The sequence below is a fragment of the Candidatus Electronema sp. JC genome, from assembly GCF_048287365.2.
Classification (GTDB): Bacteria; Desulfobacterota; Desulfobulbia; order Desulfobulbales; family Desulfobulbaceae; genus Electronema.
Window position 1 is genome coordinate 1 of sequence record NZ_JBLWEM020000048.1, and the last position, 13,922, is coordinate 13,922.

Annotated in this window: 13 protein-coding genes; 5 read left to right on the plus strand and 8 right to left on the minus strand. The window is 57.8% G+C overall.

Annotated elements, in window-relative coordinates:
- Positions 1-142: 142 nt before the first annotated feature.
- Positions 143-1,369: a hypothetical protein gene (locus ACNKH3_RS07815; protein WP_420208827.1), complete on the plus strand. Its 1,227-nt coding sequence runs from the start codon at positions 143-145 to the stop codon at positions 1,367-1,369.
- Between the two features lie 132 nt (positions 1,370-1,501).
- Here the strand turns inward: ACNKH3_RS07815 and ACNKH3_RS07820 are convergent, their stop codons facing one another.
- On the minus strand, positions 1,502-2,857 hold the full coding sequence (locus tag ACNKH3_RS07820) for a sigma 54-interacting transcriptional regulator (RefSeq protein ID WP_420208828.1): 1,356 nt from the start codon (positions 2,855-2,857) through the stop codon (positions 1,502-1,504).
- 401 nt (positions 2,858-3,258) lie between these two features.
- Between ACNKH3_RS07820 and ACNKH3_RS07825 the strand changes: the two genes are divergently transcribed.
- The 4 genes from ACNKH3_RS07825 to ACNKH3_RS07840 all read left to right on the plus strand — a co-directional run bounded on the left by ACNKH3_RS07825 (position 3,259) and on the right by ACNKH3_RS07840 (position 7,004).
- Positions 3,259-4,524, plus strand: coding sequence for an NAD(P)/FAD-dependent oxidoreductase (locus tag ACNKH3_RS07825; RefSeq protein WP_420208829.1), 1,266 nt, complete (start codon positions 3,259-3,261; stop codon positions 4,522-4,524).
- Positions 4,514-5,455: a DUF362 domain-containing protein gene (locus tag ACNKH3_RS07830; protein ID WP_420208830.1), complete on the plus strand. Its 942-nt coding sequence runs from the start codon at positions 4,514-4,516 to the stop codon at positions 5,453-5,455. Before ACNKH3_RS07825 ends, ACNKH3_RS07830 begins: the two co-directional genes overlap by 11 nt.
- Before the next feature lie 104 nt (positions 5,456-5,559).
- Complete coding sequence (locus ACNKH3_RS07835; RefSeq protein WP_420208831.1) at positions 5,560-6,537, plus strand: zinc dependent phospholipase C family protein; 978 nt, start codon at positions 5,560-5,562, stop codon at positions 6,535-6,537.
- Between the two features lie 2 nt (positions 6,538-6,539).
- On the plus strand, positions 6,540-7,004 hold the full coding sequence (locus ACNKH3_RS07840; protein ID WP_420208832.1) for a hypothetical protein: 465 nt from the start codon (positions 6,540-6,542) through the stop codon (positions 7,002-7,004).
- Here ACNKH3_RS07840 and gspE read toward each other — a convergent pair whose 3' ends face one another.
- The 7 genes from gspE to cdhC all read right to left on the minus strand — a co-directional run.
- Positions 7,005-8,696, minus strand: a complete 1,692-nt coding sequence (gspE, locus tag ACNKH3_RS07845) for a type II secretion system ATPase GspE (protein WP_420208833.1) — start codon at positions 8,694-8,696, stop codon at positions 7,005-7,007.
- 83 nt (positions 8,697-8,779) lie between these two features.
- Positions 8,780-9,079: a nucleotidyltransferase family protein gene (locus tag ACNKH3_RS07850; protein WP_420208834.1), complete on the minus strand. Its 300-nt coding sequence runs from the start codon at positions 9,077-9,079 to the stop codon at positions 8,780-8,782.
- Between the two features lie 52 nt (positions 9,080-9,131).
- On the minus strand, positions 9,132-9,773 hold the full coding sequence (locus ACNKH3_RS07855) for a hypothetical protein (RefSeq protein WP_420208835.1): 642 nt from the start codon (positions 9,771-9,773) through the stop codon (positions 9,132-9,134).
- Positions 9,774-9,836: 63 nt separating this feature from the next.
- Positions 9,837-11,186, minus strand: a complete 1,350-nt coding sequence (acsC, locus tag ACNKH3_RS07860) for an acetyl-CoA decarbonylase/synthase complex subunit gamma (RefSeq protein ID WP_420208836.1) — start codon at positions 11,184-11,186, stop codon at positions 9,837-9,839.
- Between the two features lie 91 nt (positions 11,187-11,277).
- On the minus strand, positions 11,278-11,772 hold the full coding sequence (locus ACNKH3_RS07865; RefSeq protein WP_420208837.1) for a DUF3368 domain-containing protein: 495 nt from the start codon (positions 11,770-11,772) through the stop codon (positions 11,278-11,280).
- Positions 11,765-12,019 (minus strand): UPF0175 family protein, encoded by a 255-nt coding sequence (locus tag ACNKH3_RS07870; protein WP_417916937.1) that lies wholly within the window; start codon positions 12,017-12,019, stop codon positions 11,765-11,767. Before ACNKH3_RS07870 ends, ACNKH3_RS07865 begins: the two co-directional genes overlap by 8 nt.
- 556 nt (positions 12,020-12,575) lie before the next feature.
- The coding region (cdhC, locus tag ACNKH3_RS07875) for a CO dehydrogenase/CO-methylating acetyl-CoA synthase complex subunit beta (RefSeq protein WP_420208838.1) at positions 12,576-13,922 on the minus strand (1,347 nt) is incomplete at its 5' end.

Here is a 13,922-nt window from a genome sequence, read left to right on the forward strand (position 1 = left end):
TTATTTCTTCCAGCATGATATCGAAAATATCACGCTGAACGCCAACTGCTCTCTTGAAATCCGCGTCGCTGAGGACGCATACGTTTTCGTTTCTCATAGATGTTTTTTATCAAAAAGTTACGACTTATGCAAGAGGTCTAAGGTGAAGAAGCTGTCGGGCTACTCCGGCGGGCCATGCAAGAGCGGCAGCCTTGAGCATGTAACCTTTTGGGCGGATTTCGACCGCAGCGGCAGTTTTGAGACCTGTCTTGGCACGGCCAGCGTCCGGGCATACGATCTGGATGACAGCTCGGAGCAAAGTGCCCCCCCGAAGGACGGCGTTTGGTATGCTGTTCGACTGCCTGTTGATTTTGACAAATACCGCTCGCACTGCCCAAAAGGGCCGAACTTGGTGCCGATCCGCGCCATCCTGTCCTGGAGCGTCCCGGCTCCCTGCGCCAATCCCAGCCATATTCCCGCTTGGGGCAACCGCGAGGAGACGCTGATCTGCATCGCGCCCAAGGCAGGCGACGTGACCAGAGGAAAGATCAGCATTCTTGGCGGCATTCCAGTTTCGATGATTGACGACAGCACCGGCCTCACCACAAAGGATGCAAAATTCGCCACTAACAACTTGCCGCCCGATTCATATGGCGGCAGACCATGCCCCTTCGGCGGTTTGGTCACGGCGCAGGGCGCGCCATTGCTGGGTTTCAGCTATAAATTGGAAGTGATTCCGGCGGTTGGAGGAGCAGCCACGGCAGTGGTGAACGATCTGATGCTGACACGGGCGGACGGCACGACGTGGACGCATAAGGCTGATCCGGCGACAGGCCGCTTCAATTATGTTCCCTTTGAAAACAACATCAATGGGCTGCTGGCGCGATGGGGTTCATCCGGTGATGCAAATTGGACGGTACGGCTGATCTCTTTCAACGGGGATGCGTCAAATGTCGGCAGCAGTCCGGTTGGTGGAGCTGACGAACATCTGATTCAGCTCGATAACACTGCGCCGCAGGCGGAAATCTTGATCACAAGCGGCGCAGGCGACTGCGGCAAATTCAAGGTGGGCGATGTGATCAAGGGGAGATTTACGGCGCGCGATTATGTTGTTGGTCACGATTCTCTTCTGCGATACACGCTCTCGGTCGCGCCGCCGGACATCAACCATCCGGCCATCCGGCCAAATCCAAGTTCAGGTTTTGTCAGCACGGCAGATGATTGGCAGCTGGAAACGGCTGTTGAGACAATCGTGCAGACAGAAAAAATGCAGCCCTGCGGCTACGTGATCAGGGTGGATGTTTGGGACCGCGCCATTGTCAACAGCCAGCGGGTTGGACATCACGCTTCAGACAGCGTCGGCTTCTGCTTGGAAGAGCCGAAGAAGTAATCCGCTGTTCAAAAAATAAGGCGCCTCCGGTTCTCCGGGGGCACCGTACCTGCCTGAATCGAAAGATTTCTCCGTAGTTCGATAGAATCAACTGCCACTGCCACGCCGGGAAAGTTTGGGACTGCGAGGCTTTTATCCTCGGCGGCAACCTGCTTCGGCTGATCGGGCAGACGGCATCATGAAGACGGCGGCGGAAGCCTGCTTCTCCTTGGCGCGGCGCAGCTGCAAGGCGCGGTCAGTGACACCCAGCATCTGCGCGGCTTTCTGGAGGCTGCCCCCAGCATCCTCCACGGCAATCCGCACCGCCAAATCTTCCGCCGTCTGCCCGATTTCCTTCAAACCTTGGCCTGCGGCGAGAGCGCGGCGGATGACCTGCTCCAGCCCGGCGGCCAGCCTGTCCGGGCCTGCGGCGGCGGCCCGATCATTCGGCGGAATGCAGCCGATGCTGAGGATGCCGCCGCCCGCGTGGCGGTGCATGAGCCGCAGCACGCGCTGCTTCAGCTCGCGGACATTGCCGGGATAGTCGTGGCGGAGAAAATACTCCCGCACCGCCTCGTCCATCTCCGGCGGCGCCTGGCCCGGACACAGCTCGCTGATGAAATGCCGGGCCAGAGGCAGGATGTCCTCGCTGCGCTCCCGCAGAGGCGGCAAGGTGCAGATCAGTCCGGCCAGCCGGTAAAACAGATCCGCCCGGAAGCGGCCCTGCCGCACCTCCTCTTCCAGATTGCGGTTGGTGGCGCAGATCAGGCGGAACTCGCTCCGCCGCCAGGTGTTGCCGCCGACGCGCTTGTAGGTACGCTCTTGCAGCGCGCGCAGGAGCTGGGCCTGAAGCGGCAGGGGCAGCTCGCCGATTTCGTCGAGAAAGAGCGTGCCCTTGTCGGCCAAGGCCAGCGCGCCCTCCCGCTGGCCCGCCGCGCCGGTGAACGCGCCCTGCTCATGGCCGAACAGCTCGCTGCCCGCCAGCTCCGGCGTGAGCGTGGTGCAGTCCACCACGACAAAATCGCCTTTTCGGGGCCGCTGATCCAGCTCATGCGCCAGCCGCGCGGCCAGCTCCTTGCCGGTGCCGCTCTCGCCGTTGAGCAGGATGGGAAAGGCGGTGAAGCGGCCCGCCTCGACCAGCTCGCGCAGCCGCGTCTGCCAAAGTCGGCTGCCGCCGGCCATCCGGCTTTGCAGCCAGTCTGATTCCAGCAGCGCGTCCACCGCCGCCCAGCGTTCAAGCCGGGCCTTGACGCTGGCGGCCAGACTGTCGCGCTCCTCCTCGCGCCAGATCAGCACGTCCGTCGCGCCGTCCGCCAGCAGGCTGTCCGTCTCTCCGGGCCGGAGCTGACGGGAAAGGCCGACCGCCAGCACCCGGTTCCGTCCGCCGCCGCAGGTTTCACGCAGAAGACGGCAGACCTCCTCGCCCGGCTCGCTGAAAAACAGGATGGAACGCCGCCACGCCGCCGCCTGATTTCTGACCTGCACCCCTGCCTTTTCCAAAGCGTTCAAACACTGCCCCGCTGCAAAAGAACATCCGCATCCGCACGAATACACCGCCGCCGCATTCATTCACTCCTCCCTGAACGATAAGTTGCGCCTCAACAACGGATTGCCGGGCTGATCAGACTGATCAGCCCCAGCCTGCGAGCATAGCGCGGATGACGTGTGAAAACAAGGAACTGGCGCGTCTAAAAGAGGAACTTTGGAACCTCAGGCGTGTCTGCGGCAAAGAGGGCTGGCCGAAACATCTTGACACATTTTGGAAAAATTACTATTACAGTGCGGCATGAAAGGCAGCAGCCGCTGCAAAAGATGACAATTTGCCCGATGAACAACAAAGAGATGATAATCTGCCGTAGAGTTCTCTCCGCCGCCAGCGAATCGCTGGCAAGATGCAAAGCGGCCCAGTTATGAGCCGCCGGATTATCGTTGTCGGCGGCGGCGCAGCCGGGCTGATGGCCGCTGGCCAAGCAGCGGAAGCCGGGGCCGAGGTCGTTCTTCTGGAAAAAATGGCCCAGCCGGGCCGGAAGATCAAGATCTCCGGCAAGGGCCGCTGCAACATCACCAACAGCGCCGAGCTGCCCGACTTCCTTGCCCGCTTCGGCAGAAACGGCAGGTTCCTCCGCCAGTGCTTCCAGCACTTCTTCAATCAGGATTTAATCCGCTTTTTCGAGGAGTGGGGTTTGGCCACTGTCACGGAGCGGGGCGGCAGGGTTTTTCCTGCGCAGGGAGGGGCAGGCGATGTGGTCGCCGTGCTTCAGAACTGGCTGGAAACTTTGCCGGTCTCGCTGCGGCCCGGATCGCGGGTGGACGAGCTGCTCATTGAGGACGGATGCGTGCGCGGCGTGCTCTGCAACGGCCAGCAGGTTCTTGGCGGCGCAGTGATCCTCGCGGCAGGCGGCTCTTCCTATCCGGCCACCGGCTCCAATGGCGACGGCTGCCGGTTGGCGGCAGAGGCAGGGCACAGCATTGTGCCGCTCCGGCCCGCCTTGGTGCCGGTGGAGACGGACGGCGGACTGGCGGCGCGGCTGGCCGGGCTGCATCTGCGCAATGTCGGCGTGCGCCTGCTGATCAACGGCAGGAAGCAGGTTGATGCTTTCGGCGAGCTGCTCTTCATGAAGTACGGTCTCTCCGGCCCGGTCATCCTCACCTTGAGCGGCCTGATCGGCGACGCGCTGCGGGCGGGCGCGCAGGTCGGGCTGCTTTTGGACATGAAACCGGCCTTGGACGAACAGAAGCTCGATGCCCGCCTGCTGCGCGACTTCGCTGAACGGCGCAAAGAGCCGATGGCCTCGGTGCTGCGCGGCCTGCTGCCGGAGCAGATGGTGCCGGTGTGCTGCGCGGAAACCAGCTTGGCGGCGGAGCGGCTGGCCGGAGAGGTCACGGCGGCGGAACGCAAACGGCTGCGCGGCTGGCTGAAAAGCATTCCTTTCACGGTCACAGCCTGCCGGGGCTTCAAAGAGGCCATCATCACCGCAGGCGGAGTCAGTCTGGCGAAAGTTGACCCGCGCACCATGCAGTCCAAGCTCTGCAAGGGCCTTTATCTGGCAGGCGAGCTGCTCGACGTGCAGGCCGACACCGGCGGCTACAATCTTCAGGCCGCCTTTTCCACCGGCTGGCTGGCCGGGCGGTCAGCGGCGGCACAACAGCGGCGGGAGGAGGAAAATGAATCTTGATCCGACGACCGTCGCCCTGACGCGCTGCTCCAGCTATGCGCAGCCGGAGCTTGACGAGACCTTGGCGCGGGTGCTGAGCGCAATCAGATGGCCTGGCCTGCGCTCGGCAAATGTCCTGCTCAAGCCGAATCTGATTTCTGCCAAACACAGCCGTCTCGCCTGCACTGAAGGGGCGTTCATTACAGCGGCCGCCCGCTGGCTGCTGGCGCAGGGAGCGAAGGTCAGCATCGGCGATTCGCCCGCCTTCGGCACTGCGGCAATCGTCTTGCAGGCGCTGGGCATTGCCGACGAGCTGGCTGCCCTTGGCGTGGAAATCAGGAATTTCCGCAAAGGACGGCGGGTGAAGCTGCCTGACAGCAGCGGCTGGGCTGTGCTCGCTGAAGCGGCCTTGGACTGCGACCTGCTGGTCAGCCTGCCGCGTGTGAAAGCCCATGCCCAAACCCGGCTGACCTTGGCCGTGAAGAACTGCTTTGGTTGCGTGGTCGGGCTGCGCAAGTCTTGGTGGCACATGCTCTATGGCGGACATGAAAATGACTTCAGCGACCGCCTGGCGCAGCTTCCTGGCATCCTGCCGCCCATTCTCAGTCTCGTTGACGGCATTGCCGCCATGCACATCACCGGCCCGCTCCGGGGCGAGCCGTATCCGCTCGCGCTGGTCGGGGCTTCGATGAATCCAGTGGCAATGGACACAGCTCTCCATGCAGTTCTCGGTGTTGCGCCGGAGCAGAGCCTGTTGATGGCCGCCAGCCGCCGCGCTGGGCTGACTGGCGCAACCATAGAAGAGCTTGCATTTCCGCTGTCAGCTCCTGAAGAGCTTCTGGCAAGAGATTTTCTGCTCCCGGATGCATTGAATCCCATCCGCTTCAGCCTGTTCCGTTACCTGAAAAGCACAGTTTGCCGACTGCGGCTTCAAAGACAGGATCTGAAATAGGATGTCTTTTTATATTTTATAAATGAAGCAGCATGAAATGCATATAGATGTCATTTCGATCAACACAATCAGGTTTTTATAATTTCATCACAGCGGAGCAGACGATGGCTGGAGGATACACCCACATCACCTTGGCGCAGCTGGCCCTCGCGGCGGCGCAGCAGAGCGGCCTGCTGGCCGAGGAGCACTGGCAGGCCTTGGGCTTATGGAAAAAATTCGTGCTCATCGGCTCGATGGGGCCTGATTATCCCTACCTTGATGTGGCGGATGCACGCTCCGCCGCTTGGGCTGCCGCAATGCACAGCCCGCAGGCGCTGGACTTCATCCGCGAGGCGGCCTTGCGCGTCCGCCTTCTGCCTGACACGGCTGTCCGCCAGAAATGCGCGGCCTGGCTTTTCGGCTTCACCGCGCATTGCGTGACCGACGGCGTGGTGCATCCGGTGGTGAATGAGAAAGTCGGGCCATACGAGCAGAACAAGACGGAGCACCGCCGCTGCGAGATGTCGCAGGATGTGCTGGCCCATGCCCGGCTGAATTTGGGGCCGATCGAGCTGAACCGGCAGCTTTCGTTCAATGTCGAGCAATGTGCTGAGGGCGGCAGCCTGTTCAGAATGGACCGCGACATCCGCCTGCTCTGGCACGGCGCGCTGAACGCGGTCTGGCGCGGCGGCCAGCAGGAATCCAGCCGTCTGCACGACTGGCTGCGGCGCTGGTTCGGCGGCGGGGCGGCGGCAGGATTGCCCGCGCCGGCGGCGGACGAATGGCACCGGGCTATGCGGCGGCTGCTGAAGCTGGCCGAAAACGGCGGCAGGCTCGCCCCGTTCGCCCGTCATGCCGCCGCCAAGGTCGGGCTGACCTATCCCGAGCAGCCGGAGCCGCAGTACATTTTGGGCTTGAAAGTTCCGGGCGGCGGCAGGATGGATTTTGAAGAAATTCTCGCCAAGGCTGCCGAGCAGATCACGGCGTTCTGGGGCAGTCTGTCGTTGAGTCTGCAAGGCAGGCCCTCGCCCTTGGACAGCATGGCCGGCTGGGGGCTGGATGACGGCCTTGATGCCCGCAGCAAACACGTCTTCTGGAGCTGATCATGAGTCCTGACCGCAAAAAATTGCTGCGCATCCTGCTCATCGTCGGGGCAGTTGATCTGCTGATCGCCGCTGGCGCGGCGTACTGGTGGCTGAACAGGCAGGCCGGGCCGCCGCCGGAAAAAGAGGAAGCGCAGCTGGCTGCGCCGTTTGTCAATCTGAGCGCGGCGGTCGAGGTGTATTTCTCAGACCTGCCGGAGGATGCGCCGGAGCCAGAGGAACAGGAAATTCTGCGGCGGTCGGCGGCGCATGATCCGCGCCTGCTGGAGCCTTTCACCGGCTGGCCGCTGCGGGTGCGGCAGAATGGCAGACACGCTCTGCTGCTGCTCTGCACCAAGGATGGCCGCCACGCCCTGCTGGAGGACGCAGGCTGCACACCCCAGCTTGACCGGCGGGCGGAAAGCGGTCAGCCCTGCGACTTCACGCTGCGGGTGGAGGACGGCTGCCGGGTCACAAGCCGGAATTGATCAGGCCGCCACCCGGAAAACCTCCTCCAAAGTGGTCGCGCCTTCCAGCACCTTGCGCAGGCCGTCCTGGCGGAGGGTGCGCATAGGATGCTCGGCAGCGCCCTGCGCGGCCCGTTTGAGCTGGCCGGAATCAGAGGTGGTGAGGATCAGGCTTTTGATCTCTTCAGAGAAGACCATCAGCTCGTAAATGCCCTGCCGCCCCTGATAGCCGGTGTGCAGGCAGGCTTCGCAGCCACGGCCCCGGTGCAGCGTCGCGCCGTGGAACTCCGGCGGCAGATTGAGCTGCTCGATGGATTCGCGGGACGGCGTGTACGACTCCTTGCATTTGTCGCAAATCCGCCGCACAAGGCGCTGGGCCATGACCGCATTCACCGACGAGGAGACAAGGAACGGCTCCACGCCCATGTCGATCAGACGGGTGACGGCGCTGGCCGCGTCGTTGGTGTGCAGGGTGGAGAAAACAAGATGGCCGGTGAGTGCGGCCTGAATCGCCATCTCCGCTGTTTCCAAGTCGCGAATCTCGCCGACCAAGATGATGTCCGGATCTTGCCGGACTATGGTGCGCAGGCCGTTGGCGAAGGTGAGGTCAATCTTGCTGTTGACCTGCATCTGACTGATGCCGTTGATTTGGTACTCAATCGGATCTTCAACAGTAATGATGTTCACATCCGGCTGATTGAGCACGGTCAACGCTGAATAAAGGCTGGTGGTTTTGCCGCTGCCGGTCGGGCCGGTGACAAGAATAATGCCGTGCGGGGCCTTGATCAGTTTCATCAGCGTCTCAAGGTCGCGGGAGGACATGCCGAGCTGATTGAGCGAAAGCAGGACGTTGGATTTATCTAACAGGCGCATGACGATGCGCTCGCCAAAAGCTGTCGGCAGCGAGGAGACGCGCAGGTCAATGTTCTTGTCCGCCACCCGGATTTCAATGCGCCCGTCCTGCGGCAGCCGCCGCTCGGCAATGTCCATCTTGGCCATAATCTTGACCCGCGAAAGCAGCTTGGCCTGCACGTGTTTGGACGGCGTGATCATGTCGTAGAGAATGCCGTCCACGCGCTTGCGGATTTTGACCTTGTCTTTGTACGGCTCGATGTGAATGTCGCTGGCACCGTCACGCACCGCCTGCGAGAGGATCAGATTGACTAATTTGATCACCGGCGCGTCGCTGGTGTCGTCGAGCAGATCAGCTGTCTCCTCAATCTCGGAGAGCAGGGCTTCCGGATCGTCCTCGGCGATGTCTTGCAGCACCTGATCCGCCGCGCCCTCGCTGTGCCGGTCATAAGCCATGTTGATGGCGACCAGAATTTCATCTGCCGGAGCAAGGCAGGTGCGCAGGCCCTCCAGTCCGAGCACCCTCTGCACGTCGTCAAGCTGCTGAAAATGATGCGGATCGGCAATGGCGATGAACGATTCTTCCGGCGTGGCCACCGGCATCATTTTGAATTTCCGCAGAAAGGCGATGGGAATTTTTTCCGTGAAGAACGGACTGGGATTGGGCGGCAGCGACATTTTGATTTCTAAACCGAATTGCTGACTGACCGCCCGCAGCAGCTCGTCCTCAGAAATTTTCTTCTGCTGCACCAATATCCGGCCCAGCCGTCCGCCTTTCTCCGCCTGCACCTTGAGCGCAGCGGCAATCACATCCTGCTTGATGCCGAAGGATTCAACTAAGACTTCTCCGAGATGCTTCATGGGCGGCGGTTTTGTAATCTTTGGGGTATTCAAATATTTTATCCGCAGCATCCAGCATGGACAGGATGTTGAGCTTGTCTTTCTCAAACATAGATTATCTCGTTTTTCAGATAATCTTTAACGTAAGGCTTTAAATATTTTTCGCGGCACAAATCAACATCGCGCTGGAAATGATTGGTTAAAAATTCTCTGAGCCTGCTCTTCTTTTCGTAAACATTTTCAGTGCCTTCTTGGAATTCAAGAATAATATCTATATCGCTATTATCGTTCTGTTCATTTCTGGCAAAAGAGCCAAACAAGCCAAGTTTTGAAATATGATATTCATCTTTTAACGATGAAAGATGCTCACCGAGAAACCTTATTATGCTGTGCTGATCTAACATTGTGTCTGCACACTATTGAAAATTATTTCTACGCTTGCGTGTGAGATTAAATTCAAGAAATATGATTAATTTCTTCTGATACTATATTTATAGGATTACATTGCTGCTGAGACAAAGTTTCACTTGACAATAATTTCATATTATCAATATGTTCACTGTAAATATTAAGATTTCCTCTGTTTTGGATGTATACCTCAACACTCCTGAAACCTTTTAGCTGATTTTGAAGATTTTCTCGTTCAAGATAATCAGATATTTCGCCAAGTTTAAGATTAACAAGAAAATCAGCCTGAATGAGTTTGTTCCTCGCGTCCAGTAATTCTGTTATGTTTCTTTCCTGTTCCTTAATTTTTGACAAATTCTTCTTAAGCTCTGCTTCATGCTTTTCATCCATCTCTTTGTTGTAATTTCTTAGCTCTTCAATGATACTATCTTTTGACTGCCTGATAAACTCTTTGTATTTTTTCAAATCTTCTGGCATGTCGCTAATAAGATTTCTGTATATCTCTCCGATTTCTTTTGTTTCTTCTATTCTTCTTTCCATAACCTCTAAAGTTTTTGATTGTATCTCGATAGTGTTGTTTAAAGAAAAAATTTGTTTCTTTAGCCCATTTATCAAAAAATAAAGAAATGTTACTACGCCACCGCCTTGCAAGACTCCTGTTGCAATAGTTGTAATTTGCTCGATATTCATAGTTGTTACATGAGATAAAGTCACCCTGCCGCCCCAACGACGGCAGGGACAAAACAGTACAACTCACTTCACCGGCTTCCACTCCTTCAGGAACGCAGGCAGATGCCCTGCCTCACGCGGCCCGATGGTGATAGTCCAGTCCGGCAGCTCCTCTTCCAGCTCGCCCTTGATGGTGGCGAGATAGCCCGGAATAATCAGCTCGCGGTGTTTGACTTTGTCGGCAATGCCGGACTTTTTGACAAAGGCCGCGATCAGGTCTGCGCCGAATTTGCCCGCCGCCCACGCGGTGAGCACAGACAGGCCCTCGGTGTCTTTGATCAGCAGCCAGCTCGGCACCTTGGAGCCTTCGATCTCGCCGGAGACGATGAAGTAAGTCAGCGAGAAGTTGCAGGTGATCAGCACCGGCGAATTCTCGTCCGGCCCAGTGATCGGGTAGATGTCCTCGGCCACGACCATTGGCCGCTGCGGATCGGTGAAGATGTTGAGCTGCTCCAGCAGAAGCGGGAAAAGCACGTCGCCCTGGATGTCGGAAAAGACGGCGATTGCCGCATACTTGGCCATCAGCACCGAGCCGATCATCGCCTCCATCATCAGGTCGTCGCACATCTCGCAGGGGAAGGCGATGACCGGGAAGCCGAGGGCCTTGAATTTGGTCTTCACCGCCGCACGCCGGGCAACAATGCTGTCCTCAAAAGCGGCCCGCAGAGTTCTCGCGCCGCTGTCAATCACCATGTCCTTCACACCGGCGGCCATCAGCTTGTCCACTGTGGCGATCAGGTCATCCAGATTCTTGCCTTTCACGCCGATCACGCAGCCGGTCTCCTTGGCCAGCGCGGCAAAGGCATCGGCATTGTCGGCATTCGCGCCGTAGAGCAGCGGCTTGTTGTCACCGCAGGCCGCAGCTCCGGCCTTGAGGGCGTTCACATCGCCGCTCATCAGGATCAAAGCCTGTTTGGGCGCGGCAGCCATGACCTTCTTCGCCATATCCGCCAGCGAAACGCCGCCTGCGTCTTTGATCGCCACCAAGTTGTTGCGCATCATCACGCCGACGCGCTCATACTCCAAGGTCGCAGCCCGCTTCAGTTTGCCGTCAACAGAGGCTGCATCCTCGTTCGTGCTGATCAGCACCGCAAGGCCGGTTTTGTTTTCAAAACGCTTCTCGTGCCGGAACTGGCAGGTCTCGCCGCCTGCGGTGAAGGCCGCCTCGCCGCCGCCGATCTTGATCGTGCGGATGGGCGGAGCCGATGCCTCGCCAATGGTGGTCTTGGCCTCCTCGCTTACATCAGGACATGCTGCAATTTCAGCCTGGCCCGCCGCCACTTTCATGGCAAAGGCCAAGCAGGTGGGGATGCCGCACTTGCCGCAGTTGGTCTTGGGCAGCATCTTGAGAATCTGGATACCGGTTAACGCCATTTTATCCCTCCTGGTCAAAAAATCAGAATCAGAACACCGGGAGCAGGATTATCTGTCCGCCCGGCTGCTGGTGCTTTGTTATTTATCAATTTCATTCCCCTGCCTGCTGTAATGCCGAGGCAACAAGCTGCTCGCTCAACCAAATGCCGTGCTTTCTCATCCGGCTGACAGCATCCCACAGCAGAACTGCTTGGCCTTCCCTTTTTGCCCGAATCATGATGCCCAGCGAACCTGTAAGTGTCAACCCATTCAATCGGGCAATCCTCCTGCCGACTGCTTCGTCAATGCAAACCGTCTGGATATTTTTGTCCAACGCTGTCTGAATGACGGAGCTTTCACCCAAGTCCAAAGAATTGCGCAGATAAGGATGAATATTTGCCGTCCTGTTCAGCTTGAGCAGAAAGTCTGCTTCGTCAAATTCCTTGATGCCAAATTCAGTTGAGCCGGATGCAAAAATTTCTCTACAGACTTCATAGGGAACAATGACCTGTTTGTACAGCACCTTCAGCACATTCAAGCTGCCCAACCCGGCAATCAAGGCCAGCAGCGGCCCGGTGTTGATGACAAGTTCCTTTGCTTCAGGCATTGCCGATGTCCTCTGCAAGCTCATCTCCGTCAAGATCAAGCATAGGGACATTGAAACGATGAAGGTTCAGCAAAAATAGAACTCGTGGAATCCCGGCAAGTTTAGCCGCCATTCCTGAAGAAAGCCTCTTCATCTCGAACAATTTGACCGCCATAGCCATTCTTGCTTCTTCCTCAAACGACTTCTGCGTGAGCTGAAGCGCATCAAGCCAATGCTGCGGATATTGTATGCTCAGTTGATGCTGCATGATTTTTTATCAATGCGGAATACGTCATAAAATTTATATTGTGTACGCATCACCACTCCAGCTTGTCGAGCGCAACACCGTTGCACTCAAGCTCTTTTCTGGCCTCTTGAATGCTGCGAACCATTCCGTCAATTAATCTCAGATAGTCATCGTCGCTGACACAATCTGATCTGTCGAAAAGCCCAGCGGTAGCTCCCCTTCGGTCATCGCAGCCTTTCGTTCGTTCTGCGCTCAATGCCTTTTCTCGAAAGAGCCTATTCTTTTCTAAAAAGAAGGCTGTTTCTTTTGAATGGAGGCTGTTCTATTCAAAGAAAAACAACCTCCGTTCAGAAGAGAGGAACCTCGATTCAAAACAAATCTGCCTCTCTTTTGAATCGAGAGGCTTCTATCCTAACTAACAGAGCCTCGATTCAAAAGAGGACTGCCTCCTTTCAAACAAGAGCTACCTCTATTCAAAACAGACACCATCCTCTTTAAAATCGAACAACCTCGCATCATCCTCAAAGGTCAGCAAGGGACAGACGAACAGCTCCGCCCCTTGCATCGCCTTCGACAATCAGCTCATCGCCGCTTCCATCTCCAAAGCAGGATGGCCCTTTTCCTTCATGAAGGCCAAGATTTCCGCTTCGGTGGTGCCCTGCTCCTCGGTGGCGATCATGTCGTACAGCTCCGGCATCCCCATGTCCGCGCAGGCCGCCTTCAGCTTGTCGCTGATCTCCTCCTTCATCATCTTGGGCATCCAGACCATCCGCTTCAGACCGCCCTCAGCTTTGAAGAGCTTCTTGCTGGTCATGAAGTGCTTGGACACGCCCATGAAGCCGGGGGTCTGCATACCGCCGCCCGCCATGCCCGCGAGCGTCGTGAACTTCATGCCGGACGGAGTCATGCCCATGTAGTCGCGGTTGACGACCATGATGCCGTTGCACTGCGGCAGCATGGCGGCGATGGCCTCAAAGCAGCCGCAGGCGGTCATCGGGTTGTTCATCAGCGAGTAGCAGCTCACCTCGGTGACTGCGCCGCGCGAAGCCTGGTTGACAAACTCGTTGATGCCGCTGAAGTAGCCGTTGTCCGGGTCAGTGCATTCGCCTTTGGGAATCGGCTGGTTGGGGCCGGTGGGGTTGATCTGGAAGGAGGCCTTGCCGTCTAACCAGTTGTAGGCCCCGCACATGCCGATGCGCTCCGGAGTGATCACGCAGACATGGCTCGGCGCGAACGACTGGCAGAGGGTGCAGGAGTAGAAGACCTCCTCGGTCTCGTCGGTCATCGAGCCGAGACGCAGGTCGCGCTCGGTATAGACCTGCTTGGCCAAATCCATGACCTCCTCAACCTTATCTTGGACGGTGTAGATTTTCACCTGCACCTTGTCGAGGATTGCGCCGAACTCCTGATGCAGCTTGCCGTGCAGCACCTTGCCGATGTGCTTGAAGGAGAAGCCTTTCTCCACCGCGCCTTTGCCGATGCGCACCCACATGATGTTGCGCTGACCAATGTGCATGATGCCTTGCACATAGTTGATCAGGTGATGGAACTGGCGCTCCAAGATCGGCTCAAAGTCAGACTGCATCTCGCGGCCAGCAACCTCAACCAGTATGGCGATGGGCAGGTTCTGGCCCGCTTGGATGTCGCTGATGTCCGGGCCTTCGAGAATAACTTTGCCGTCCTCAACCTCGTCCATCTCCTTGGAGATCAAGACTTCCACGCCGGTCGTCCGCCCGCCGCCGCACTCCATGAACAGATCATCCTTACGGATGCGTTCGCCCTCAAAGGCCGGGCCGAAGGACATGGGGATGTCAATCTTATTGACGCTGACCTTGAGGCCGCGCACCTCGATGGCTTTCTGGACAATCTCCTCGTGCGGCACGTTGGAGACCACGTGCTCGTAGGTGCAGATGCCTGTTGGCAA

Coding starts and splice junctions, on each gene's coding strand:
- ACNKH3_RS07825 (WP_420208829.1), top strand. CDS start 3,259: ATGAGCCGCCGGATTATCGTTGTCGGCGGCGGCGCAGCCGGGCTGATG.
- ACNKH3_RS07830 (WP_420208830.1), top strand. CDS start 4,514: ATGAATCTTGATCCGACGACCGTCGCCCTGACGCGCTGCTCCAGCTAT.
- ACNKH3_RS07835 (WP_420208831.1), top strand. CDS start 5,560: ATGGCTGGAGGATACACCCACATCACCTTGGCGCAGCTGGCCCTCGCG.
- ACNKH3_RS07840 (WP_420208832.1), top strand. CDS start 6,540: ATGAGTCCTGACCGCAAAAAATTGCTGCGCATCCTGCTCATCGTCGGG.
- gspE (WP_420208833.1), bottom strand. CDS start 8,696: ATGAAGCATCTCGGAGAAGTCTTAGTTGAATCCTTCGGCATCAAGCAG.
- ACNKH3_RS07850 (WP_420208834.1), bottom strand. CDS start 9,079: ATGTTAGATCAGCACAGCATAATAAGGTTTCTCGGTGAGCATCTTTCA.
- ACNKH3_RS07855 (WP_420208835.1), bottom strand. CDS start 9,773: ATGAATATCGAGCAAATTACAACTATTGCAACAGGAGTCTTGCAAGGC.
- acsC (WP_420208836.1), bottom strand. CDS start 11,186: ATGGCGTTAACCGGTATCCAGATTCTCAAGATGCTGCCCAAGACCAAC.
- ACNKH3_RS07865 (WP_420208837.1), bottom strand. CDS start 11,772: ATGCCTGAAGCAAAGGAACTTGTCATCAACACCGGGCCGCTGCTGGCC.
- ACNKH3_RS07870 (WP_417916937.1), bottom strand. CDS start 12,019: ATGCAGCATCAACTGAGCATACAATATCCGCAGCATTGGCTTGATGCG.